General features: G+C 57.8%; 24 protein-coding genes. 7 read left to right on the top strand and 17 right to left on the bottom strand.

Annotated elements, in window-relative coordinates; all coding sequences use genetic code 11:
- The 3 genes from V5A26_RS08450 to V5A26_RS08460 form a co-directional block, all read right to left on the bottom strand.
- Positions 1 to 1,374, bottom strand: a 1,374-nt coding sequence (locus V5A26_RS08450; RefSeq protein ID WP_332322332.1) for a beta-CASP ribonuclease aCPSF1, incomplete at its 3' end; no start/stop codon positions are given.
- 209 nt (positions 1,375 to 1,583) lie between these two features.
- Positions 1,584 to 2,060, bottom strand: coding sequence for a FlaD/FlaE family flagellar protein (locus tag V5A26_RS08455; protein WP_332321629.1), 477 nt, complete (start codon positions 2,058 to 2,060; stop codon positions 1,584 to 1,586).
- Between the two features lie 69 nt (positions 2,061 to 2,129).
- Positions 2,130 to 2,993 carry a hypothetical protein gene (locus V5A26_RS08460; RefSeq protein ID WP_332321628.1) on the bottom strand — a complete coding sequence of 288 codons (864 nt, stop codon included), beginning with the start codon at positions 2,991 to 2,993 and terminating at the stop codon, positions 2,130 to 2,132.
- A 145-nt stretch (positions 2,994 to 3,138) separates the two neighbouring features.
- Here V5A26_RS08460 and V5A26_RS08465 point away from each other — a divergent pair, with 145 nt between their 5' ends.
- From V5A26_RS08465 to V5A26_RS08480, 4 genes are all read left to right on the top strand, one after another.
- Positions 3,139 to 4,545 carry an archaellin/type IV pilin N-terminal domain-containing protein gene (locus V5A26_RS08465; protein WP_332321627.1) on the top strand — a complete coding sequence of 469 codons (1,407 nt, stop codon included), beginning with the start codon at positions 3,139 to 3,141 and terminating at the stop codon, positions 4,543 to 4,545.
- Between the two features lie 183 nt (positions 4,546 to 4,728).
- Entirely contained in the window at positions 4,729 to 5,355 is a 627-nt protein-coding gene (locus V5A26_RS08470; protein WP_332321626.1) for a hypothetical protein, read from the top strand.
- A gap of 86 nt (positions 5,356 to 5,441) precedes the next feature.
- Complete coding sequence (locus V5A26_RS08475) at positions 5,442 to 6,680, top strand: HEAT repeat domain-containing protein (protein ID WP_332321625.1); 1,239 nt, start codon at positions 5,442 to 5,444, stop codon at positions 6,678 to 6,680.
- Between the two features lie 120 nt (positions 6,681 to 6,800).
- On the top strand, positions 6,801 to 7,676 hold the full coding sequence (locus tag V5A26_RS08480; protein ID WP_332321624.1) for a CheF family chemotaxis protein: 876 nt from the start codon (positions 6,801 to 6,803) through the stop codon (positions 7,674 to 7,676).
- Here V5A26_RS08480 and V5A26_RS08485 read toward each other — a convergent pair whose 3' ends face one another.
- The 10 genes from V5A26_RS08485 to V5A26_RS08530 all read right to left on the bottom strand — a co-directional run bounded on the left by V5A26_RS08485 (position 7,677) and on the right by V5A26_RS08530 (position 16,341).
- On the bottom strand, positions 7,677 to 8,543 hold the full coding sequence (locus V5A26_RS08485) for a CheF family chemotaxis protein (protein WP_332321623.1): 867 nt from the start codon (positions 8,541 to 8,543) through the stop codon (positions 7,677 to 7,679).
- A gap of 40 nt (positions 8,544 to 8,583) precedes the next feature.
- On the bottom strand, positions 8,584 to 9,384 hold the full coding sequence (locus V5A26_RS08490; protein ID WP_332322333.1) for a CheR family methyltransferase: 801 nt from the start codon (positions 9,382 to 9,384) through the stop codon (positions 8,584 to 8,586).
- Positions 9,381 to 9,890, bottom strand: coding sequence for a chemotaxis protein CheD (locus tag V5A26_RS08495; RefSeq protein ID WP_332321621.1), 510 nt, complete (start codon positions 9,888 to 9,890; stop codon positions 9,381 to 9,383). The genes V5A26_RS08490 and V5A26_RS08495 overlap by 4 nt, the downstream gene beginning before the upstream one ends.
- Positions 9,865 to 11,034, bottom strand: coding sequence for a chemotaxis protein CheC (locus V5A26_RS08500; RefSeq protein ID WP_332321620.1), 1,170 nt, complete (start codon positions 11,032 to 11,034; stop codon positions 9,865 to 9,867). The genes V5A26_RS08495 and V5A26_RS08500 overlap by 26 nt, the downstream gene beginning before the upstream one ends.
- The gene (locus V5A26_RS08505; protein ID WP_332321619.1) at positions 11,024 to 11,623 is read right to left on the bottom strand and encodes a chemotaxis protein CheC; all 600 of its coding nucleotides are present in this window, start codon (positions 11,621 to 11,623) and stop codon (positions 11,024 to 11,026) included. Before V5A26_RS08505 ends, V5A26_RS08500 begins: the two co-directional genes overlap by 11 nt.
- A gap of 2 nt (positions 11,624 to 11,625) precedes the next feature.
- A complete protein-coding gene (locus V5A26_RS08510; RefSeq protein WP_332321618.1) occupies positions 11,626 to 13,617 on the bottom strand; it encodes a chemotaxis protein CheA in 1,992 nt (663 codons plus the stop codon).
- Complete coding sequence (gene cheB, locus V5A26_RS08515; protein WP_332322334.1) at positions 13,617 to 14,654, bottom strand: chemotaxis-specific protein-glutamate methyltransferase CheB; 1,038 nt, start codon at positions 14,652 to 14,654, stop codon at positions 13,617 to 13,619. Before cheB ends, V5A26_RS08510 begins: the two co-directional genes overlap by 1 nt.
- Positions 14,655 to 15,014, bottom strand: coding sequence for a chemotaxis protein CheY (gene cheY / locus V5A26_RS08520; RefSeq protein ID WP_332321616.1), 360 nt, complete (start codon positions 15,012 to 15,014; stop codon positions 14,655 to 14,657).
- A gap of 50 nt (positions 15,015 to 15,064) precedes the next feature.
- Positions 15,065 to 15,637, bottom strand: a complete 573-nt coding sequence (locus V5A26_RS08525) for a chemotaxis protein CheW (RefSeq protein ID WP_332321615.1) — start codon at positions 15,635 to 15,637, stop codon at positions 15,065 to 15,067.
- Between the two features lie 65 nt (positions 15,638 to 15,702).
- Positions 15,703 to 16,341: a DUF7500 family protein gene (locus V5A26_RS08530; RefSeq protein WP_332321614.1), complete on the bottom strand. Its 639-nt coding sequence runs from the start codon at positions 16,339 to 16,341 to the stop codon at positions 15,703 to 15,705.
- Positions 16,342 to 16,519: 178 nt separating this feature from the next.
- Between V5A26_RS08530 and V5A26_RS08535 the strand changes: the two genes are divergently transcribed.
- Entirely contained in the window at positions 16,520 to 18,250 is a 1,731-nt protein-coding gene (locus tag V5A26_RS08535) for a hypothetical protein (protein ID WP_332321613.1), read from the top strand.
- Positions 18,251 to 18,268: 18 nt separating this feature from the next.
- Here the strand turns inward: V5A26_RS08535 and V5A26_RS08540 are convergent, their stop codons facing one another.
- From V5A26_RS08540 to V5A26_RS08550, 3 genes are all read right to left on the bottom strand, one after another.
- Entirely contained in the window at positions 18,269 to 20,323 is a 2,055-nt protein-coding gene (locus V5A26_RS08540; RefSeq protein WP_332321612.1) for a glycine betaine ABC transporter substrate-binding protein, read from the bottom strand.
- A gap of 72 nt (positions 20,324 to 20,395) precedes the next feature.
- The gene (locus tag V5A26_RS08545; RefSeq protein ID WP_332321631.1) at positions 20,396 to 20,608 is read right to left on the bottom strand and encodes a hypothetical protein; all 213 of its coding nucleotides are present in this window, start codon (positions 20,606 to 20,608) and stop codon (positions 20,396 to 20,398) included.
- The gene (locus V5A26_RS08550) at positions 20,523 to 20,903 is read right to left on the bottom strand and encodes a chemotaxis protein CheW (protein ID WP_332322335.1); all 381 of its coding nucleotides are present in this window, start codon (positions 20,901 to 20,903) and stop codon (positions 20,523 to 20,525) included. Before V5A26_RS08550 ends, V5A26_RS08545 begins: the two co-directional genes overlap by 86 nt.
- Before the next feature lie 5 nt (positions 20,904 to 20,908).
- On the opposite strand from V5A26_RS08550, the gene V5A26_RS08555 reads away from it, so the two are divergent.
- Positions 20,909 to 21,250, top strand: a complete 342-nt coding sequence (locus V5A26_RS08555; protein WP_332321610.1) for an ArsR/SmtB family transcription factor — start codon at positions 20,909 to 20,911, stop codon at positions 21,248 to 21,250.
- Between the two features lie 71 nt (positions 21,251 to 21,321).
- Positions 21,322 to 21,603 carry a DUF7521 family protein gene (locus V5A26_RS08560; RefSeq protein ID WP_332321609.1) on the top strand — a complete coding sequence of 94 codons (282 nt, stop codon included), beginning with the start codon at positions 21,322 to 21,324 and terminating at the stop codon, positions 21,601 to 21,603.
- A 25-nt stretch (positions 21,604 to 21,628) separates the two neighbouring features.
- Here V5A26_RS08560 and V5A26_RS08565 read toward each other — a convergent pair whose 3' ends face one another.
- Positions 21,629 to 22,597 (bottom strand): P-loop NTPase, encoded by a 969-nt coding sequence (locus tag V5A26_RS08565; protein ID WP_332321608.1) that lies wholly within the window; start codon positions 22,595 to 22,597, stop codon positions 21,629 to 21,631.
- Positions 22,598 to 22,605 lie beyond the last annotated feature (8 nt).

The raw sequence follows: 22,605 nt of genomic DNA on the forward strand, positions 1-22,605 counted from the left end.
CGTCGTGTGGATCGCGGTGGCCTCCCAGATCATCCCATCCAGATGGATCGGAATCTCCGGAATATCGCCCGAGCGCATGGCTTCTTCGAGGACGAGCATGATCTCTTGGGATCGCCCCACGGCAAAGGCTGGGATGAGGATCTTCCCGTCCTGCTCGACGGTCTCGTTGATGATCTCTTTGAGTTCTTCTTCGGCGTCGGCCTGGTCGGTCTGGTAATCGTTCCGCCCCCCGTAGGTCGACTCCATGACCAGGGTTTCGACCCGGGGAAAGTCGTTGATAGCACCATTGAACAGGCGCGTGTCCTCGTAATGAATGTCGCCCGAGAACGCGACGTTGTAGAGGCCGTCACCGATGTGGAAGTGTGCGACCGATGAGCCCAGGATGTGACCGGCGTTATGGAGGGTCAGCTTGATGTCCGGAGCGATGTCGGTCACGTCTCCGTATTCGAGTGGGATCGTGTGCTTGATCGCCTCTCGGACCATCTCTGATTGGTAGGGTGGCGTCCGCCCTTCCTTCGCCGCGACGTCGAGGTAGTCCAACGACAGGAGCCCCATCAGGTCTCGCGTGGGCTCCGTCGTATAAATCGGGCCGTCATAGCCATATTTGTAGAGGAGCGGCACGAGGGCTGAGTGATCGAGATGGGCGTGTGTCAGCACGACCGCGTCGATGTTGGATGGTCCTGCTCCGAGCGCCTCTGGGACCTGTAGGTACGGCACTTCGTCCGAGCCAGGTTTGTCCCCGGCGTCGACGAGAATGCGGGTTTCTGGCGTTGAGAGGATGAACGCAGCGCGTCCAACTTCTCGGGAACAACCGAGCGTGGTGATCCGCACCCACTCATCGTCGGACATCTCTTCGCGATGAATCTGGCGCCCGACTCGTTCGAGGATGTCTCGACGATCATCTCGTTCCTGTTTGAGGAAGTTCCGGACGTTCGAAACCGTCGAGGACTCGATCGGTGGTGTTCGAACGACTTCGGGTGTCCACCCTGATTCTTGGGCGATTTCCCGAAGCATACTCCCGTGCCGACCGATCACCAGGCCGGGTTTTGCGGCCTCGATGACGACCTCGCCGGTGTCCTGGTGGAAATCCAGATCCGTGACGCTGGCCTCATCGGGAATAACCGACAAAACGTCTTCTCTGGCCTGGTCCGGCCGGGAAAGCACTGCCGGGTCCGGCCGGACGGTGATCCGCTTGCGGAGCTGACTGGCCAAATCACGGATGAGGTCCCCGTTGCGGGCGAATCGCTTGGGGTCTCGGGTGTATACGACCAGTTCGGGGCCTTCGTATTTCACCTCGGTGATCGAGATATCGGCTGGGACTTCCTCGGTGATCGTCTCCTGAAGTTCGTCGAGTTGCCGGTCTACAGCACTCATAGTCGAATAATACGGGTTCGGTGTTCGGTCATAGCATCAGTTACAGGGTCCCGATCGACTGCTTTGCAGCCCCGGTCCATGTATTAAGGGGTGGAGGAACACGGACCGAGAGCCAAGCGGGAATCGACCGGAAGAACCCGCTTTAGCGACGTATTGACAGTCCTTGGTATAAAAGTCTTCCCAACGGCTCGATAGCCCGGCCGCCGAGGTCAGGTCATCGAGGCCAGGCGCGCGATGTAGACAAGACTGACCAGATGATCGGCGGTTTCGAAAGCCCCCATCGGTTCTTCAGGCCGCGCGTCTTGGAAGACCCGCACGTGGTCCCGGAGATCCTCGGCAACGCCGTCGCTCAGCCACCCGATGGAGACGTAATATTCGAGTGCCTCGAGCGTCCGGCGAGACCCGACCTGGTCGAGTGCGAACTGGAGCCATTCGAACAGTGTCAGTCGGGCCGCGTACTGCTCCGGAATGGATCCGAGATACGGGCGTTCCAGATCTGCCGGGTCTGTGCCGCCCTGGAGCAAGATGAGTTCCTTGAGTTGGGCTTTTGGAACTCCCGTACTGTCATCTTCCTGTGCAGCCAGGTCTCGTCTGAGTTCCTCGATGTCCTGGTTTCGGTCGCGTGCCTTCTCCTGGGCGGCCTGTCTGAGTTCCGTTGTGTTGTATTCCCGGGGATTGATCGTCATAATGGCCTCGTTGGGACTGTTATACACTGGTAATCGGAGTGCTCCCTTTAAACTATTGGGCACGAGTTCTCAGACCCAAGAATCGCCCGTCCAGTAGCGATGCCCCCAGAACGTGATGATCGCCCCGAGCGCGAACCCGGCCGCGTGGGAGAAGACGTTGGTAATGGTATCTCCGGCGAAGGGGTCCGCTGGAAAGAGACCTCCGAAAACGAGGAACATGGCCATCGTCACTCCATATCCAACGACCGCGATCATCCCAATTGCTGGCCACCGGACTGCCGAGAGTGACCCGTGTCGGAGCCTGACCCCGCTATCGAGGACGAGAATTATTGCCACGGCGCTGAGGAGGCCCCAGAATACGACTGGCGAGGGTGACCCGATTTGGGACAGGAGCCCGGTCAAAGCCAGGATGAGCATCGCCCCGCCGATGGAAATTGCGGCCCGGAGGTCCACCAACTCGCGGACAAACCCAACTGAAAGCCCGTACAGCAGTCCGAGGAGCGCGGCGATAACCGCAGATGCACCTCTGGAAGTGTAGGACAGACCGGGCTCGATGGCTCCGAAGCAGAGCAAACTCACCATCATCGTGAGCGGTGGCACGACCAGGAGAATCGTAAACATCGACAACCGAAACCACCAACGTTCCTGGAGCAGCCAGGCGAGGATGTAGCCCATCACGACGACAACCCCGTATCCAGTGAGGTTTTCCAGTAGGTGCAGACCGGAGTAATGCACGGTCCAGTGTCCGAAGAGGCCATGCAGGGTGGGTTCCTGACTACTGTAGGTTACCAGGGACTGAAACGGCCCGGGAGCCCCGACCTGGACGAACACGAGTAGCACCGGCACCCCAAGCAGTGCCAGGAGATCGACTGCCAGGACGAACCAGTCGTTCGAACGTGTTGCAATGTGCTTTGGCAGGGGCCCGCGGGTCACGATGGCGGAAAATCGACCTGGGGACCGCTTAAACGGCATGGGTGTCCGGTATTATCGGTATAGATAATAGGCCCCGTACATTCATATAGGGCCTTCTCAAAGACGGGAGTAGGCAGGCACCACACCGGTGCTTGCGACAAAACACATGACACGAAACATACTCGGGTCGGTAAAGGAACGCCTTCCCTCATCTGGGGAACATGGTCAGGTCGGTATCGGTACCCTGATCGTGTTCATTGCAATGGTCCTCGTCGCGGCCATTGCAGCGGGCGTGCTGATCAATACGGCAGGCTTCCTACAGAGTTCAGCCGAACAGACCGGTGAGGAGAGTGCAGACCAGGTCACGAACACGATGCAAGTCCCCACGAAGACAGGGTTAGTCGAGTATTCGGGGACACAAAGTGACCAGACGATCATCTTCAATACGTCAGCGGATAATCGATATGCGATAGATTCGGGAAGTACGGTCGTGGCAAATTATACAGACATAAATGATACCGGAAATGGTGGTGAAGTCCTCCTGGATGGTGCACTAGCTGTTCAGGACGGCGATACCCTCAGTGTCTCTGCAGAGTCTGGGACAGTGACTTTCGAGAACCAACGGACTGGGGCTGAGACATCCATCGACTCGACGGAAAATTTAGATATTGTGGGCAATGCCGACCTAAATGAGACCCTCCGTCTGGAACGTTCAGTCGATGATCCGGGTGTCGGTAGTTATACCCTTCAATCAGCTGGAGCTTACAATGTTACCGAAAACTATGGTGCCGATGGTGCCGATAGGCCTATGAAATTGGAAACTGGCCAAAACGCACAAGAGTATCTCCCACTTCGGGGGGCATCGGGTGATTCGGCCATAGTCAATCCGGGAGAAATTCTCACAGTCAACGCCTCCGGGACTATTTCAGCTGATGGTGACATGGGTGTGGAAGCCGACGATGACCTTCTGGTTGAACGGCCGTCAAGTACAGAAGTCACCGTGACGAACCAGCGGACTGGTGCGCAGCTAAGTTTCGACCCGTACAACACTGATATTAGTGCTGATGGTGATTTGGCCGTAACAACCGAAGATGATGAGACCCTCGCCTTAGATCTCTCAGGGCTACAGGACACTGCTTTTGAAGGCCAAGATAGTGTTCCCTCGGGAAATAATCACCTTCTCGTCAACGATGACTACGAATCCTCGACTTCCGGTACAGTCTCCGGAGTTGGCACAGTGCAACTGCTGACTATCAAGGGATCCGGCGCAGACCAGATCAATCTTGAAGAAACGACCATTGCAGTGACTGGTCCAAACGGTGCGAATACCCTTGTTTACAACGCAGAAGAGGCAGTCCAGGGCGATTCATTCACCGTGGAAGATGTCCAAGACAACGATGAATCGCTTCCGGTTATGACTGGCTCGGATCGCTTCAACATCGTTGTTGATCCGGGAACGTTAGAAACAGGCGAAACGATGACGCTCGAAATGACGACTGAGGCAGGCGCGACCTCGGAAGTTCGGATCAGCGTTCCGAACACCCTGAGTGGAGCAACTGCAGTCAGTCTCTAAGGCTTCGGTCCACACTTTGCGGGAGTAATTTTGTTTTTCTTGACAACGTAACCAACCGAAAAATCACAGTATCGCAAATGCGGTGTCATACTTTGCTTCGATACATTATGATACATTCAGGAAATTCCCTTCGAGCACCCAACCGCGAACGTGTAACACAGCAAAACGAGGTCATCCCCACCGATGAGAAGTAACACTCAGGTCGTGTCCGCAAATAACTCGCCTGTGACGAGTACCGAAACCGGCTTCGACCGACGCGGTCAGATCGGTGCCTCCACACTCATCATCTTGATCGCGGCGTTGATTGTCGCCGCGTCAACTGCTGGCGTTCTCATGAACGTCACTGGCTTTCTCCAGTCGGAGGCTGCTGTAACCGGGGATTCGGTCAGTGCCGATATCGACTCACCTGTCCGAGTTGCCGGTGTCACTGGTCGGGTGAACCAAAGCGCTGATCCACCCGCCCTGAATCGAACCCGAATCGTGGTGGCCCTCGATGGCTCTTCGCCAGTTAATATCAGTTCCTCGACAGTGAGAGTCGAAACAAAGGCAAGTAAGGATACGCTCGTCTATCGCGGGACTGGTCCGGACCAAGGGGTGAGCTTTGGGATTGCGGCCGTCGCCGATGAGAAAAACACCGCGCCGATCCTCACTGAGACGGGTGACCGATTTGCCGTCCTCGTCGACACACCACCCTTGGCTGTCGGGGATCAGGTTACGATTCGGTTGTCCCTCGAAACCGGGGCGACGAAGACCGTTCGATTTCGGGTCCCACCGCAAATCGACTCCGAGTCCGCAGTAATCCTGCAGTAATTGCGGCGAACCAACCGGAACGAAAGGCGGTTGGCAGTGCCGTGGATGGGTGTTACTTATAATTCCCCACGCCCTACTCCGGGTCAGTGCCATCTCTCTTCGGTCTCGAACGCGACGGAGACGTCGAGAAACTGATCGAGGTCCTCACCGCGAGTGACAACTCGACCGTTCGAGAGCGAGCCGCGGAGATCCTCGGTAACATCGATGAAACGGGCGATGATGGGGTCGAGGCTCTTATCGAAGTCGTGCAGGGTGACGAGAGTGAAGCCGTCCGAGCCGCAGCCATCGACGCGCTGACCTCTCTTGAAGCCATTAACGGCCTTCTTGAGGCCCTTGGGCGGGATATTCCACAGGACGCAGCCGAGTGGCGGAAAGCCGAAACGTTCGTGGAAGACCTCACGGCCTCGGCGCCGGAACTCCGGATGGCTGCAGCGAACGTCCTCGGGAGCCTGGAGAACGAGAATGCCGTGCAACCGCTGGTGAAGGCTTTGGAGGACCCCGAGCCGCGTGTTCGGGCGCGTGTGGCCCGTGCACTCGGCCGAATCGGTGACCCAAGCGCGGCAGGGGCGCTGGTCGATCACCTCCATGGCGAGCCCCTGCCAGTCCGTCGGGAAGTCGCAGACGCCCTGGGACATCTGGGGAACACACCTGCACTGGAGGGCTTGCTGTCGGTTGCAGGGGACGATAATGAAGCGATGCGGCGGGCAGTCGCGGCGTCGCTCGGTCGGTTTGGCAATTCAAAGCCCATCGATACGCTGGTCGATATGCTCGGTGATCAGAGCGATCTCGTCCGGCGAGCGGCGGTTTTCTCACTCATCGAGATCCTCTCGAATGTGGACGCTTCGAAAAGCGACGAACTCCGACAGACGGTGGTTGAACGCATGAGTGCGAGTGATGACCCGAGCATCGTCGATTCGCTGGCAGAAATCGTGGAGGAGGGAACACAACTCCATCAGCGACGCAATGCGGTTTGGATGCTCGGTCAGGTGGCCGGCGACCGGAGTGAAGGGCGGGCGATCGGGACGCTGATAGACGTGCTCGGAGACGAAGACCAACTCATCCAACAGTTCGCAGCGACGAGTCTCTCCGAGATCGGCGGGACACGTGTGGAAACCGAACTGCTCGACACGCTCGATTCAGCGTCTTCGAATGACGCAGTCGGAATGGCGGCGTTCACACTCGGGAAGATCGGCGGGGATCGTGCAAAGCAGAAACTGGAGCAGCTCGTTGACGACACCGAAAGCGACGAGGTGAGACAGTACGCTTTCTCGGCCCTCTCGAAACTCGAACGAAGTGGCCCGTCGGCGGCGGATTTTGACTTCTGAGTTATCCCAACAAATGTTATATACGGATCCCGAGAAGGAACAAGCCAGGATGACAGCAGTGGGTTGGGGAGGGCGCGGAGCGCACCTTGGGAAAGCTGGTGATCCATCGGAGGGTGGGCTATGAGCGAATCCGAGTACAAAATCGAGGATACGAAGGGGAAGTTTCTCCAGGCGGTCAAAGATGGCCGGCGCCTGAAAGACGCCGACTGGTCACCTGGCCGAATTATCCTCTCGAACAAACGGATCATCCTCGTCAGCAACGACGGCAAGCGAACCCTTCCGCTGTCGAAGGTCACCAGCCTGAGCGGTCGCTACGACGTGAACCAGACTGTTGCCTCGGTCTCGGATTACGTCAGCATTCGGCTCTCGAACGAGAGTGTTCTGTTACTCTCTCTTGGCTCGAACACTGAGTCCTTCGAGTTCAAACTCTTCGGCGCGATGCTTGACCAGGAGAAGGTCCAGGTCAAACACCCAGCCGTCGAGGGTGGGGTGATTCAGGACACGACCTACGAGCAGGCTCGAGTCAAAGTCAGCGACGACGAACGGGATTTGAACGTTGCCCTTTCTTCGGGCTCGTTCGTTCCGGTCGACCTGGACGACGTGGGTGGCGTCGAAGCCGATAACCAGGACGTGAACGGAACCTCACGCCCCATTCTGAAGGTTGAACACGCCCAGGAAGCGACGAGTGTTCAGACGTACTTTGCTGGGGAGTCCCACGCGATGGCCGTCCTGGAGTCATTGTTCAAACGGGGCGTCGAACAGAGCAAGGGTTCGGTCGACCTCTCCGAAATCGAGAAGCGCGTGTTGATGGGGTTGTACTCGGGGGTTTCGCCCTTTGAAATCCCGGATTTCCTCGGGATGGAGATCGACGAGGTCGAGGATATCTTCGAACGGTTGATCGAGTTGGACATTCTCGAAGAGGTTCGGACCCGAAAGGAAGTCACGATGAAGACCCGCGGGCGGAACATCGCGAGTGAAGTGATCAACGAGGAGTAATCATAGGTTGACTTCTTCGAGGTGTTCGCCCACGGCCAGTTTTCCGGTCGAGGTGAGCTGCCACCTGGATTGAGCCTCGGTGAGGAGCCCCTTCTCGACCAGTTTTTGGAGCAAGGTCGAGACTTGACTGGCGTCGACCCCGAGCATCCCGGCGAGACTCCCTTTGGTCGCACCGGAGTAGAGCCCGACAAGTGCTTCGACATCCATGTCCCGGAGCGAGATGTCTTCCAGTTCCGTTTTGAGTTGGCTGTATTCGATCCGGAGGAATCGTCCCAACACGTTCATCTTGCGCTCCGGTTGGAGGGCGATTTCGCTGGTGACGATCCCACTGCTATCGGCGTGTCTGACAGAGAGGACGGGTCGGCTTGATCCGAAAACATCCCGGGTGATACGCTCGAATCCTGAAACCGTCGAGACTTCGATCGAAAACGGGTCCTCGGTCTTGAACTTAACTGCGGCCGGACTCACATAGAGGGCCCCCTTCTCGAATGTTTCGTCTGTGATCCGACCCCCGACCTTCGCGGGATGTTTGATAGCCACTGTCGTTTTGTTGAGAATTCCTTTGAAGAGGAGATCGGTAAAGCGTTCGACCGTATCATCAGCGCCTTCGATGAGCGCAACGCGTTTTGATTGGCCGTCCTCGTACGCGACACTCACCGTGTCCTCGAAAAAGGCTCGCAACTCCTTTGGGGCGCTCCCATACGCGATGTCGAAAACGTCCCCGATGGGGACTGAAATCCGATCGTCAGGAGTCACGAGGACCACCTGCTGCCGGTTCATCAACACTCGACTGCGAACGGGTTCAGCGTAACTCCCGGTATCAGGGATCACATCCGTGACGAAGTCCGCGACGACGGAATCTGCCATAGACTATGGTACTGAAACGGTTGTAAGGGGGCGACTTAGGTTACTCGGATTCAGTCAAGCGATAGATCCGCAGGCGGGGATCGACTGCTTCGAACCGATCTTTGATGTCCGGAGGCAGTGTCTCAGTTTGCCCGAGTACGAGGTAGCCCCCCGTTCGGAGGGATCGACTGACCGTCTCGAGGATCGGCCGTTTATATTCGGTGTCGAGATAGATGCAGACGTTTCGGCACAGGACCAGGTCGAAGCCGTCTTTTGCATCGCCGGTGATCAAATCGTGGCGTTTGAAGGACACCAGGTCCGACGCGGACTGCCCGATAGATATTTGATCCCCATTGCTTTTCACGAACTGGTCCGGGGAGTCGAGAAACGACAGTTGCTCGTCGAGGTCCGTCGTTCGGCTACTCATATAGACGCCCTGCCGGGCCCGATCAAGCGCGTTTTCATCGATATCTGTGCCGAGGATGTCGACAGATCTGGACGAAAGGCCACTATCGAGAGCCAACATGGCCAGGGAGTACGGCTCCCGGCCATCGGCACAGGCGGCACTCCAGATGTCCAGGGACCGTGACCCGGCGTCGAGTTCCCGAAGCACGTCCTTGAGAGCCGTCCAGACTTTCTCATCCCTGAAGAAACTCGTGACATTGACCGAAAGCGTATCTAGCAGTTCGGCTCGTTCGCTGGTGCTGTCTCTGAGTAGGGCGCGGTACTCGCCGTAATTCTGTACGTCGGTTCGGCGCATCCGTGCCGAGATCCGACGGTCGAGATAGGACTCTTCGTAGTAACTCGAGGCGAAACTGGTCTCCGATTCGATGTAGGTCAGGAGGTCGTCAAAGTCACTCATAGTTCTGTCGGGGCCGCATCGACACGTTGGATGTGCATGGTTCCGGTCCTCGGCTGAAAGGTCACCGAGCGCCCGGAATTCCCGCCGGTGTCATCCCCAGCGAGTTCGATACCCTGGCGATCCAGCACTTGGTTGGTCTCAGCCACGTTCTTATCACCGACCGGCTCGCCGCTGTCGAGGTTGAGCATTGAACTCCCCCCAGCAATCTTCGCGGTCAGCTTGTTCGGATCGGCACCGAGTGCTGTCAGCTCGGCTTTCATCGTTTGTATCCCACTGTCCACGTATTTCGCTTTCGAGAGACCGTCTTCCGGGGCCGCCGGCAACATCGCGTGCAGGAGGCCAGCGACGCCGTCACCGTCGTGGACACCGATCGCAACACAGGATCCGAGTCCGCTCGTGACCAACGGGGTTCCGGTGTCTGTAACCGCCATGTCCGCGACGCCGACCCGAATTCGTTGCTCACCGGCTCGGCCCATCGACTCATACACGCTCCACGGTCGAGACATCCAGATCCTCGTCCAATCCCGAGACAACCTTTCGGAAGCCGTCCGCTTCGGGGAAGGCAAAGAGCCGGCAGTTCAATGGGTCCCCCGCGGTGATCGTGACGTCAAAGACGTAGGCAAACTCCTGGCTCCGGGCCAGTTGCACGGCCACGGACTCGAGAACGGCATGGCCCATGTCGTCGACGAAGTCCGGGACAGAATGATCGATGGTGGTATCGAGCGCGTTTGCCCAGCCATCGATGAAGCCACTGGCTGTGATGTTTCCGATCTCCTCGATCGCACTTTGTTGCATGGCATCGCCAGTGGCCCCGGCCGGGAGCAATGCATCCGTGACGGTGGCTACACTATCGGATTTGAACATCACTGCGAGATAACCATCAATGGCGCCACCGAATTCGAAGATTGTCCCTGCGTACTCGGATTCGTCGATCGCCCGAGCGACGTTTTTGATGGGGACGAAGTCCAGATGAGTCACGGCGACGTCCGTTTCGATGCCGGTCATCATTTCGAGGTTGGTCGCGACGGTTTCGGCCCCCGCAGCTGTGAGACTGATGAACGTCGAGAGTTCACGGATCGAAACTCCCGTGTCCGTTGACTCGTCACCGGATTTCTGAAGCATCGCCAGGAAACTTTCCGGCTCGGGGAGGAGGTAGAATCGACACACGTTGTCCCCTTCATCGACCGCAATTTCACTTTCAAAAACGAATGAGAAGTCCGCAAGTTCGTCCGAGGGGATTTGGTGAGCCGGGTTCTCGACTGTCGTCGGCGTCGAAATGTCGATCGTTTCAGAAAGTTGCTCGGCCCACCCATCGACGAAACTACTCGTCATGATGTTCGCCACTTCGTTGAGGTAAGCCGAATTCGGCTCTTGGCCGGGCTCTGAGAGCTCGTCGAGGACGTGGTCCGCACTGGATTCGTCGAACACGAGCAACGCGTTGCCTTCCAGTCCGCCATCAAAGTCGATGGCCACGGCAGTTTCGACGTCCCTGAAGAGCGAGTCGATCGAATCGATTGGCGTGAAGTTGATTTTCGTCGATTTGACGAACGTGTCACTGTCGGTCAGCATCGACAGCGCGTCGGCGGCCTGGGTAGCGCCGGCGGTCCCGATTCGGTTGAACGTTTCGAGGGAGGCCAGATCAACCCGCATGTTCGATCGAATTGATGAGTTCTACGAATTCCTCGATGTTCGGGAACGTGTAAATCGTCGCTTCCACGTTCACGTCTGGTGCCTTGAGCGTCGAATCGAAGAGGAGGGCGATTTCGTGGCCCCCCGATTCCACGCTATGCTCCACGATGGTGTCCCCTTCGGCCCGAAGGAGTTGGGGCGTCGAAATGTCGATTGTCCGCCCAAGGACGTTCGCCCAACCGTCGATAAACCCGCTTGTCATGATGTTACCAACCTCCTTGATCGCGGATCGTTCCATTTCCGAGTAGCCCGGTTCGTCATCCCCCGTGCCGCCGACCATTGTGTGAGCAAGTGTCTTTGCACTCCCGTCGTCGAAGAGGATCAGGACCGTGCCATGGGGATGTTCCAAAAGCGGGACGTTGACACCGACGACCCGTTCTTTGCCGAGATGAGCACCTAAATCCTCGATGTCCAAGACGTTGATCTTCGTGATCTCCATCTCTGTTTCGACCCCGGTGAGTTGAGTGAGGTGCTCTGCGACCGTCTCTGCGCCCGCCTTCGCGAGGCGGTTAACATCTCTGAGTCGTCGAATGTCGATCATCGTTGACATAGTTACAAGGTCGCCACGTCGAGAATCGTCACGACGTCACCTTCACCAAGCACGGCCGCTCCGGAGAGACCAGGTATACCGCTGAGGATCCCCTCGAAGGGTTTGACGACGACTTCTTCTTGCCCACGAACCTCGTCACAGTGGATCGCGACCTGTCGTTCGGTGTCCCGGATCTTGACGAGCATTCCATCACCGTTTGTGGTCTCGGCCGGAACTTTGAGTGCATCGCCCAGTCGAACGAGTGGATACACCGTGTCGTCGTAGGTCACGACTTCCTCGCCGTCGACACGCTTGAGCGAGCGCATGCGACTGATTTCGTCGACGGTTTTGATCGGGATGCCGTACTCCTCGCCGCCGGATCTAACGAAAAGCACCTTTACGATGGCCACGGTGACCGGCAACGTCAACGTCACCGTCGTTCCCTCGCCTTCCGTACTTTTGACGGACACACTCCCGTCGAGTCGTGACACCGTATCGTTGACGACGTCCATGCCAACGCCCCGCCCGCTCACGTCGGTGACCTCGTCGGTGGTTGAAAAGCCGGAATGGAAGATCAGTTCGGCGATTTCTGCATCCGGTTTTTCCGCGGCTTCCGATTTCTCGAGAATCTCCTTTTCGACGGCCTTTTGCCTGACTGCATCGTGATCGACGCCGCGGCCATCGTCGATGACCTGGATTTTCACCCGATCACGCTCACGCTCAGCGCGAAGCGTGATCGACCCCGTCGGGTCTTTCTCGGCGGCCTCCCGCTCGCCGGGTGGCTCGATTCCGTGATCGACCGCGTTTCGCAAGATGTGCATCAGCGGATCGCTGATCTCGGTGAGGATGGTCCGATCGAGTTCGACGTCGTCTCCCTCGATGGTGAAATCGACCTGTTTGTCTTCTTCGCGGGCGAGATCACGGACCAGGCGTGGGAACTTCCCGACGATCTTCTTCATCGGGACCAGCCGCATGTCCATCACGGTGTCCTGGAGGTTCGACGTGATCTTATCGAGGTCGTCGAGCTCCTCCTCAGTCCGGCGGTCGTTCTCGTCGACGCTCCGGCGGAGTTTGATTCGGGTGGTGACGAGTTGCTCGACTAGGCCGTGAAGCTCGTCGAGTTGGTCGACGTCGACCCGAACTGATTGGATATCGCCGACGCTACTGCCTCCATTGTCAGGCGAGTCAGAGGTGTCGTCGTCCGTATCAGCGGATGCCGTATCCGTCTCTGAGGCCGCCGGCCCATTTTCTGATGCGTCTGACGGTGCTGATTCGTCACTTGAAGTGGCTGCCTGGTCGTCGTCTCCACGAAGTTCGCTGACGGTCACCTCGGCCACATTGCTGTGTTGAGCGATCTCGGAGCCGACGTCGCTTGCGTCAGTCGCCAAGGCCATGTCGAACCGGTCCTCGTATTCGCCATCTTCGATTGCGTCCCGATCGGGTTCAGACGTAACGATTTCGAAGGCCTCTTCGATATCTTCGAGCACGAACATCGCGTCGACACCCGGCATCTCCGTCTCGGCGATATCGACCGTTGCCTGGACCACTCGCTGGTCGCCGATATCGAAGGCGTCCCGGTCAAAATTGGCCGCTGAGACCCCTTCTCCCTCGGTGTTAGTGGATTCGTTTGATGATTCGTTGCCAGATTCGAGGACCTCCCGAAGGTTGGTGATGACCGGCCTGACGGTTTGGGAGACCTCCCCGTCGGTTTCGATTTCATCGAGACAGGCTTCGATCGCATCGATGCCCGCAAAGATGTGATCCATCCGGTCAGAGGTAACTTCGATCTCCCGGTCCCGCATTGCATCGAGGAGATCCTCGACGGCGTGGGCCAAGTCTGATGCATCTTCAAAGCCCATTGCCCCGAAGTTCCCCTTCAGGGTGTGGGCCGTGCGAAAGATCTGGTCCATTGCCGCTTCGTCCTCGGGTTTGCTCTCAAGCGTGAGCAACGCATTGTTCAGCTCGGTAACATGTTCTTCGCCCTCGCGGACGAATTCTTCGAGATAATCGTCCATCAGGTATTCACCCGTACTGTCCGGAGTATCCCGTCCACGAGGTCCTCGACAGGGAGCACCTCGTCGACACAGCCCGTTTCGATCGCGCGGCCAGGAATTCCGAAGACCGCGCTCGTCGCCTCGTTCTGGGCTAGAATCTGGCTGCCTATCCGGTCGATCGCTTTGACTCCTGCAGAGCCGTCCGAGCCCATCCCGGTCAGGACGACTCCCGTCACTGGATCAGTGATTGTTTCGGCGACGGATTGCATCGTGACGTCAATTGCCGGCCTGACCGAGTGGACAGGCTCGCTCTGCTCGAGTTTCACTCGGAGGCGGCCGCTCCTGTAGTTGCTGACGATCATGTGGTAATCGCCTTTCGCGATTAATGCTTCCCCCCCGCCGATTCGAGCCCCATCTTCAGCTTCTCGAACGGAATACGCGGAATTGGCGTCTAGCCGCTTCGCGAACCGGCCGGTGAACTGATCGGGCATATGCTGGACAACCAGTATTCTGAAATCAGGTGCCCGTGGGAGTCCCTCCAGGATCGATTCGACCACGTTCGGTCCACCAGTTGATGCTCCGATCACCAGCGTCGGCGTCTCGGCGTACTCCTCGTCGTGTGTATCCCGGCTTGACTCGATACTAGAGATCTGCTGGGCGGACGGATCGGACCCGGCGACCGACTTTACCGTCTCGACCAGCGCCTCGCCGTGGGCCGAGAGGTCCGTGGAGATAGTCCCACTGGGTTTGGCGAAGAAATCGACGGCCCCGTTGTCAAGTGCGTCGAGCGTCGAGTCCGCGCCCTCGGTCGTCAACGCCGAGAGCATCATGATCGGGACCGGGTGCCGATTCATAATTTTCTCGACGGCTTCGATTCCGTTCATTTCGGGCATCTCGACGTCCATCGTAACGACGTCCGGGTCGTGCTCGACGACCTGGGTTACGGCTTCACGTCCGTTTGAAGCCTGCGCGACGACGTTGATCCCGGCATCTTCGAGAATGTCGGTGATGACGGTACGCATGAAATGCGAGTCGTCGACCACCAAAATGCGCGTCATTTATGCGAGTACGTCCTCAATGGCGTCCATCACACTGGGTTTCTGGAACGGTTTGGTGATGTAGCCGTCAGCGCCGGCTTTGACCGCCTTTTTCATCTTTTCCTCCTGCCCGATGGACGTGCACATGATGACGTGGGCCCCGGAATCGCCGTTTTTGATCTCGGCAGTCGCCTCGATTCCGTCTCGAATCGGCATCACGATGTCCATCATAACCAGATCAGGCAGGTAGTCCTTGTACATCTCGACGGCCTCGACGCCGTTTTCAGCTTCGTCAACGATTTCAAATTCGTCTGCGAGTATCTCGCGGAGTAGATTTCGCATGAACTCCGAATCGTCGACGAGAAGCACGTCCTGTGCCATACGTAATCCCAGCTAGCACGAGGTGATATATAAACCCACCTTGCTCGTTATCAGACCTGATTGTTCGCCGCCGCTTCTTTCGCGACAGTGACCGCATCGATCAGCTGGCTGATGTCGAGCCAGAGGACGAGATCAACGTCTTCGGGAATGCCATCGTCGTCGACCTCGCCGATGTACTTTCGCAGGACGCCTTTGACGAGTTTGGCTTCGATAGCACTCGTTTCGATGCCCGTGAGGTCACCGTTCTGGTCGACTTGCGGGGTTGGATAGGAGGCAACCTCCTGCACGTCGTCGACCCTGATGCCGATCTTCTGTTTGTCGTCGTCGCGATCCAGAACGAGAATACTGTCTGCGGCCCCTCCCGAACCCACGGCGAGGAACTCCGTCGGATTCACGACCGCGGTCGTTTCGCCGCGGAGGTCCATGACCCCCTCGACTGCGTCTGGGGCCCGTGGGACTCTGGTGATCTGTTTTGTCTCGACGATGCTGTCGACGGAGTCGATATCCATTGCGCACCGCTCTTCGCCGAGCGTGAATTCGACGACTTCGGCCGCGATGTCTGCCTGTGTCCCTTCTTCTCCCGTCTCGGCCGGGATTGTCGAATCTGTGTCGGGTGCGTTCATCGGTCTTGTCTGAATCGGCGGTTGCACCCGGTATAATAGTTTCGTGGCCAGTATCAGAATCGAAATTAGCGTTTCGTGCCTCGCGGGAATACGAGTCCGTCGTGATCTCTGATGACCGAAAGCAAATCAGCGATCGAATCTTCCGGCGAGAGGTCGTGTTTTTCCAGGTACGCGATCATCCCTACGACGGGAAACCTGACTCGGATGTTTGACTCCGCGAGCAGGATGCCGAGCGTGTCTTCGACGGCTGTCCCGTCTCCAACCTGCTGAGCGTACCACATCAGGAGCCCATCGAAGGCCATCCCGATGTCGTCGGAGGCCAACTGCTGGTGACTGATGTCATCGCCAGTTTTGGCCGCCAGTCGGTAGGCGTATTGACTATCGGTTCGCCGCAAATTTGCCGAAATCCACCGTTTGACATCGCTCCCCCGGAGTTCGATTTGGTCGGTGGGCTCGGATTCTTGAGACGGTTCTGCGGACTGAATGGCACTCGAGTCAGCGGCCGTCGGCCCGGACACGTCATGTTCGGCTTCGAAATTCTCCAGTGAATCGTCTGTGTCCTCGACCTGCGGGCGGCCCTCGGCGCCGATGACGAAGCGAGTTTCGTCTAATTCCTCAACCTTCTCTTCCTCGGTGATGTCGAGGTCTTCGGGGTTGAGGACGGAGCCATCCGACAACTCCTCCCGATCCCGGGGCGAATCCATTCGTCAATTTAGACGAGTTCCAGGTATAAATCCTCCTCGGGAACGAGTCCGCGCCGCTGGGCCCGAAACCGGGTTCGAAGGCACCGGCTTTCCCGCTTCTTGAGACAGTTCGTCGGGCGATTTAAGTGTCTTATCGTCTCATACCTCTGTATGACGAACATTCGAGGTGGTGGTACTCGTGAATGAGGAATCTGTCGTCGTCCGTGACGGGGTCACGGTAACGAAGTCGTTCTCGGTGAGCGAGTTCCCCGTCCCAGCCGTTACGTTCGCGGTTGCATCAACTCGGGACGAACCGGTCGACCTTCGGATCACCGATACGATTCCGGAGGGGTTTGGTGTCGAACAGATCGGGTTTCATCCCGACTACGGGAGCGACCACTGGACCGCCACCGGCGAGGGCGGGGTCCGATTCGACCGGACTGTTGACGCCAGAGAGGAGTTCACAACTGTCTACGGGGTCCGGATGAGCGAGGAAGACGAACCGACAGTGTTCCTGGACAACCCAACTGTCGAGGTCAACCCGAGGGACTCTGTGGAAGCGGACTCGGAGGTTGTTCCCGAAGAGTCCTCGTCGGTCGTCCGAGAGCTGGCCCGTGGGGACCGGGAGACCGTCCCAGGGCTCGAAGAAACAGTGGACGACACGGAGCCAGCGACCGTGGAAACTGAAGACATTCCGACGACGGCTGAGGCCGAGATGGAAGAACCAGTCGACGAAGGACTGGACGCGGATATCAACGACTCCGAGTCGGAAGCAGTTCCGACCCAAGAGTCGGAGTCAGATGCTCCTCTCGATGCTGGTACGGAGGAATTGGCAGACGAAATCGAAGCCTCGAGTGAGCCATGGGAAACTGAGGAGTCCTCGACTGACTCTGGGGTCGACCTTCTGGACTCGGACGCGGGTACGAAAGAAGAGTCGAGTAAAGAGAGTGAATCGGCAGTGGAAGACGTGGAAATGGAAGAGACCAAGGCCGAGATCGGGGACCCCTCGGAGGGAGCGGGTGACGTGCTTTCGACAGCCCGATCCGAATCCCAAGCGGAGTCGGAGGAAACCCAAGCGGAGACGTCAGACATGAGTGCTGAATCCGAAGGGACCGAAGGCTTGGACGAATCCGAGGAGCGCGAATCATTGATGGAAACGGAGGAGGCGGAACCATCGACAGCAACTGGGGATCCCGAATCACTGATGGAAACGGAGGAGGTGGAACCATCGACAGAAACTGGAGCGCCTGAACCACTGACGGAAACGGAGGACACCGAACCACCGCTTGCTGCCGACGAACCCGAACCAGCATCCGAAACAGCTGCCGAAGAACCGTCCACAAAACCAGCTACTGCGATCGAGTCGACAACTGACACTGCTATGGAACCTGAGACAGAGACTGAATCCATTGTTACCGCATTCGCCGAAGAGATCGAAGCCGGAACTATTGACGAGGCGACCCTGTCGGTGATCCGCGAGGCTCTCGTTGTGGATCGGCCGAGTGACCAGGTCCGAATCAAACACCTCCAGTCGCGAGTTTCGGATTTGGAGGCCTATTCGGACGCCCTCGAATCGTTCCTCGACGAAACAGGTGGGGGCCAGGAGCGGCTCAAAGACCTGGAATCGAACGTCGAGCGCTTCGATGCCGAACTGGGCCGGATCGATGAACGCCTCGGAGCGGCGGCCGCTGACCGAGAGACGATGAACGAACACCTCGAATCTCTCGAAGACACGGTCGAGGCGATAGCGGGCGTGGCCGAAAAGATCGAACGCCTTCAGGGCGATCTCGATGCCGTCGAGGAACGGGTCGAAGACGTCGAGTCGGTCCGGCTTGAACTCCAGGATCTGGAGTCACAGCTCGACTCCATTCAGAATGACCTACAGGATGTCACTGAATGGCGAGACCAGCTGTCCGACGTGTTCGGCTGAACAGCGCCGGAATTCGTTTTATAGGAGATCAACTGATTCGAGATATTCCCGAGCCACGACTCGCGGGTGTCGCTTGCCGATGTCGACTTGTCTGACGAGTCGCCGGATTTCCGAAACCTCTCCGAATGTCGGACCGATCCGATCGAGAACGTCCATCACATCCGGATTCGATTCGAGGACGTCGTTTCGAACGAGCGGGCCCGGATTGTAGATCGGGAAGAACTGCTGCTTATCGGTCAACTCCTCCAGGTCGTGAATGTCGATGAGCGCATCTACTGTGAGACCCATCGTGACATCGATGGTCGACCGACCGATCATTTCGTATCGCTCCTCGGATGAGCCGATGGTTTCTGTCCGATTCCAGACGGCGTCCGCGGACTCCGAATTAAAGTCGTGGGATTCGATCAGACCCCTCCAGCCGTCATCACGGTCCCGGAAGTCGGGACCCACGACGGCTGTGAGGTCGGCGCCAGATTCGTTTGCGTAGGTCGCCAGCTCGTCCAAGGATCGGACTCCCGTCTCTTCTGTCCAGACCCTGGGTGCGAGAATACAGTAGGTGTTGTTGTGCTGTGCCCGTCGACCATAGGTGAACTCGTACTGTGATTCGATGCCTCGCTTAGCTGATTCGTACAGTCGATCCGGCTCGGTGATGGACTCGGACTGATTCAAAAACTGCCCGTGAATCGTGCCCGTGTACTCCCAGTACATGTCGAGTTCACCGTTTCGAAGTTTGCCGAAGGTTTCCTCGGTCACGCCGGAGCCGACTTTGTCGACTGGAGAGAGGTCGGTGTGGGCCTCAAACATCTCGTAGGCGAGATACGCGAGAATCTTGTTCGACGTGAACGGCTTGGACCCGATGACGACCGGTTGGGTCTCGGCCTGAGCCACGCTGGTCCGGCTTTTCGAATCGAGGGTTCTCGTCCCGGAGCGGTTACGAAACTCGTAGGCTGCGAGTTGTTCCTCGAGAACCGTTGCCTGGGCCGAGAGCGTTTTCACGTCGTGACCGATCGTCGCAAACTCACCTTCCTGGGATTCCATCGCATCAACCACGCTATCGGTCTCACCGGTGGTTTGCTGGGCAAGATCGTACAGTTCGTCGGCCATTTGGGAGACCTGCTGGGCCGCCTCGGCCTGTTCTGCGGTCGCGTCGTTGATCTCTTGAACGCCCACGTTCGTCTCCGTTGCCTGATCGGCGATCGTTTCCAGTGAATTGAGTGCGCCCTCGACGGTTTCGATCCCGCTCGAGACGTTATCCGCGGTCGACTCGAGTTCATCGGCGGTGTCTTCGGCGTGGCAATGGACATCCGAAAGCAAGTCGCCGATTTCGTCGGTCGCCTCTTGTGTCTCCTCGGCAAGTGACTTGATCTCCTCTGCAACGACGGCGAACCCATCACCTGCCTCGCCGGCCCGTGCGGCCTCGATCGAAGCGTTGAGTGCCAGGAGATTGGTCTGGTTTGCAATGTCGGCGATGAAATCCACGACCTCGTCGATTTCAGCCGTTTGATCCGTCAGGTGGGTGGCGGTTTCTCGTGCTTCGGAGACGCCGGTTTCGATCCGGTCGAGCTCCTCAACAGCCCGTTCGGCTGCTTTGCCCCCTTCCCGGCCTCTGTCGGCCATCTCTTCGGATTGCTCGGCCACGTCATCAGCCGTGGCGGTCACTTCCTCAATCGTCGCGGAAACGTTTGCCATCTCCGACGACACTGACTCCACATGAGTTTCCTGGTCGTCGGTTGCCTCGCTGATCGTTTCGGTCGACTGCCTGACGACCTGGGATTCCTGTCTCACGTCCTCGATTCCACATGTAGCCTCTTGGCTCGTTTCGGTCACGTCGTCGGCGAACCGATCGACGGTGGCAAACGTGTGTTCGAGCGATTCGACGACCTCGTTGAGTAATCCGACTGTGTGGGCGAGTTGTGGATCGTCCGGAGAGGCATCGGCGCGGGCCGTGAAATCACCCGCGGCCGCGTGCTCTAAGACGGTTTGTATCTCATTGATTGCCGCTTTCGTCTCCGTGTCTGAACGATCAGTACGCTCGACACTCTCGCTGTCTGCCGGTGAAGTAAAGCTATTCATGCGTTAATCGCCTTCTGGCTGTGGCGGTCGTCATCGACTGTATGTCGTTGTCCCGTGTTCCGTCCATCCATATTAGTCCAATGCTGTGAAATCGATCCAGACGACGAAGCGATCGTCGTGACGAATCACCCCGTGAGTGCTCTCGGAAGCCGTCGAATCGTCGAGATCCCCGTCGGAAACTTCGACCACCTGATGCACGTCATCGATCAGGAGGCCGGTCCCGTCGATGGTGGAGAGCACGATGATCCCCCGACCTGTGGCGGACGCATCGAGATCGAGTGACACTTTTTGGGTCGACGATTGTCGTCGTCTCACCTCGAAGATCGACAACCCCGACGATGTGGTCGTCTGCATTGGGGTCGGGTGTGATTTCTTCGTTCGCGTCGACGATTTCCTCGACATGTGAGATGTCGATACAGTAACGCCCGTCTCCCAATGAGAATTTGAGAACATTTAAGATTTGGCCCTTCATTATCATTTCTCTCATTTTAAACCAGATTAAGGGGTAGGGGTTCGGTCTCGTGAGGGCTTTTTCCTCATCAATTGTCGGTACTCTTTTCTCGCATCCGGGTATTTTCATAGTTGATGGACCCGGCGTCGGTCTTGCGTGTCCTTGGGAACAAGTACAACGCCGAGATACTCCGTGCAACCCACACGCCAATGTCCGCTCAGGAGCTTTCCGACGAGCTGGATATTCCGATCGCGACTTCCTATCGCCGGATCGAAGAACTCCTCGATCACGATCTGCTGGCCCTCGAGGGTCAGGAGTTCTCCGCGGAAGGCCGACGAACCAAGGTGTACCGACGGAAAATCGACGAAATCGAGATCGCGTTCGGTACCGACGAGTTCGAGGTGGATTTCAAACGCCGGACCGAAGCCAAGAACAACCTGGTTGACGTCTGGTCTGACCTCAGGAACGAACCCTAATTATTGAACGCTATAATCGGCGGCAAAATTTTAAATAGCCTGTTTGGTCAGGTACGCATAGAACAGTTTCAATGCAACTCATCGTAGTCCTCTACGGCGTCTTCAGTACGACGTTGGCTGTGGCGGGTCTCTCGGTCGTCGCACTCGCCCTGCGGGCCTATTCTGAGACTCAACGGCCGACGATGCTTCATCTCTCACTGGGCTTTGTGTTGATCGTCGCGGCCGCTATCGGGACGACGCTTAGTGCGTTTATCCTCGATTTCAGCCATGCAAAAAGTCTACTCACAGTCAACTATGCGATCTCGACGTCGGGCTATTTGTTCGTGGTTTACAGCATCGTGGCCCGAAGCTAAGAACCCGGCTTGTTCGGTTCGAGAGTTACCCACCGAACCAGGACCGAACTTGATGCAGCATTCGTTCGCCGTTCCCCATCACTGCGGGACTCTCATTCAATCCGGCCTCTTCGATGAGCGTTTCCAGTGGCACTTCCATGACCGGCCCTGGCTGCGCGTCGTCCGGAAGGGCATTGCCGCTTTTCGGGTCGACCCATTCAAATCCGGCTTCCGTGTCCGGGGCGTTTTCATCAAATCCGAGGTCCGTCTCTAAGGTTGTAGCGAGTCGCTTGTATGCCACTGTGGCGGGGGCCGATTCGGCATCGAACACGACTGGCATGCCTTTTCTGACGCTCTCTTTGACGTGCTGGTCAGCCGGGATGCTGACGGTTACGGCTCCAGTCGTCCCAAGGGCGGTTGCGACTCCTTCGATGTCGTCGAGCGATCCCTCGCCCGTGCCAGTGAACACTGCGCCGACGACGGGGACGGCTAACCGGTCGACGAGTTCCCCGGTTTTCGACGCGTCCGTCAGCGCCGGAAGTTCGGCTGTCGTGACGAGCAAGACGCCGTCTGCGGCTTGCAACGTGACCGCAATGTCTTGGCTGAGCCCGGCTCCGGCGTCAAGAATGACGAGGTCAAACCGTTGTTTGAGTTCGGTTACGATCCCCTCGATTGGATCGGTCTCGGCGTCAGCAAAGTGGTCCAGGACGGTCGATCCCGGTGCGATAGTGAGGCCACCGGCTTCGTGAAGAGCTGCGTCGAGTGCGGCCCGGCCGCCAAGGACGTCGTGGATGGTGGCATTTGGCTGGGTAAGGCCCACCATTGCACCGAGATTGGCCATCCCAAGATCGAAATCGAGGACTGCTGCGGTGTATCCTGATTCGACGAATGCGGCGCCAAGATTTACCGCCGTCGTCGTCTTGCCGACGCCGCCCTTGCCGGAGGCAATTGCAAGGGCGTACCCCTCCTCAGCCGCGCCATCCATGCTGTCAGGTCCTTTCTGGGTTCCGTTCATAAGTATGG

Source organism: Halodesulfurarchaeum sp., assembly GCF_036626455.1.
Classification (GTDB): domain Archaea; phylum Halobacteriota; class Halobacteria; order Halobacteriales; family Halobacteriaceae; genus Halodesulfurarchaeum.

Bases quoted from the DNA above. Each gene is read 5' to 3' on its own strand.
- V5A26_RS08455 (WP_332321629.1), bottom strand. From the start codon at position 2,060: ATGACGATCAATCCCCGGGAATACAACACAACGGAACTCAGACAGGCC.
- V5A26_RS08510 (WP_332321618.1), bottom strand. From the start codon at position 13,617: ATGGACGATTATCTCGAAGAATTCGTCCGCGAGGGCGAAGAACATGTT.
- cheB (WP_332322334.1), bottom strand. From the start codon at position 14,654: ATGACGCGCATTTTGGTGGTCGACGACTCGCATTTCATGCGTACCGTC.
- V5A26_RS08530 (WP_332321614.1), bottom strand. From the start codon at position 16,341: ATGGATTCGCCCCGGGATCGGGAGGAGTTGTCGGATGGCTCCGTCCTC.
- V5A26_RS08470 (WP_332321626.1), top strand. From the start codon at position 4,729: ATGAGAAGTAACACTCAGGTCGTGTCCGCAAATAACTCGCCTGTGACG.
- V5A26_RS08465 (WP_332321627.1), top strand. From the start codon at position 3,139: ATGACACGAAACATACTCGGGTCGGTAAAGGAACGCCTTCCCTCATCT.
- V5A26_RS08525 (WP_332321615.1), bottom strand. From the start codon at position 15,637: ATGAACGCACCCGACACAGATTCGACAATCCCGGCCGAGACGGGAGAA.
- V5A26_RS08480 (WP_332321624.1), top strand. From the start codon at position 6,801: ATGAGCGAATCCGAGTACAAAATCGAGGATACGAAGGGGAAGTTTCTC.
- V5A26_RS08495 (WP_332321621.1), bottom strand. From the start codon at position 9,890: ATGTCTCGACCGTGGAGCGTGTATGAGTCGATGGGCCGAGCCGGTGAG.
- V5A26_RS08500 (WP_332321620.1), bottom strand. From the start codon at position 11,034: ATGCGGGTTGATCTGGCCTCCCTCGAAACGTTCAACCGAATCGGGACC.
- V5A26_RS08560 (WP_332321609.1), top strand. From the start codon at position 21,322: ATGCAACTCATCGTAGTCCTCTACGGCGTCTTCAGTACGACGTTGGCT.
- V5A26_RS08540 (WP_332321612.1), bottom strand. From the start codon at position 20,323: ATGAATAGCTTTACTTCACCGGCAGACAGCGAGAGTGTCGAGCGTACT.
- V5A26_RS08550 (WP_332322335.1), bottom strand. From the start codon at position 20,903: ATGAAAATACCCGGATGCGAGAAAAGAGTACCGACAATTGATGAGGAA.
- V5A26_RS08505 (WP_332321619.1), bottom strand. From the start codon at position 11,623: ATGTCAACGATGATCGACATTCGACGACTCAGAGATGTTAACCGCCTC.
- V5A26_RS08490 (WP_332322333.1), bottom strand. From the start codon at position 9,384: ATGAGTGACTTTGACGACCTCCTGACCTACATCGAATCGGAGACCAGT.
- cheY (WP_332321616.1), bottom strand. From the start codon at position 15,014: ATGGCACAGGACGTGCTTCTCGTCGACGATTCGGAGTTCATGCGAAAT.
- V5A26_RS08565 (WP_332321608.1), bottom strand. From the start codon at position 22,597: ATGAACGGAACCCAGAAAGGACCTGACAGCATGGATGGCGCGGCTGAG.
- V5A26_RS08485 (WP_332321623.1), bottom strand. From the start codon at position 8,543: ATGGCAGATTCCGTCGTCGCGGACTTCGTCACGGATGTGATCCCTGAT.
- V5A26_RS08555 (WP_332321610.1), top strand. From the start codon at position 20,909: ATGGACCCGGCGTCGGTCTTGCGTGTCCTTGGGAACAAGTACAACGCC.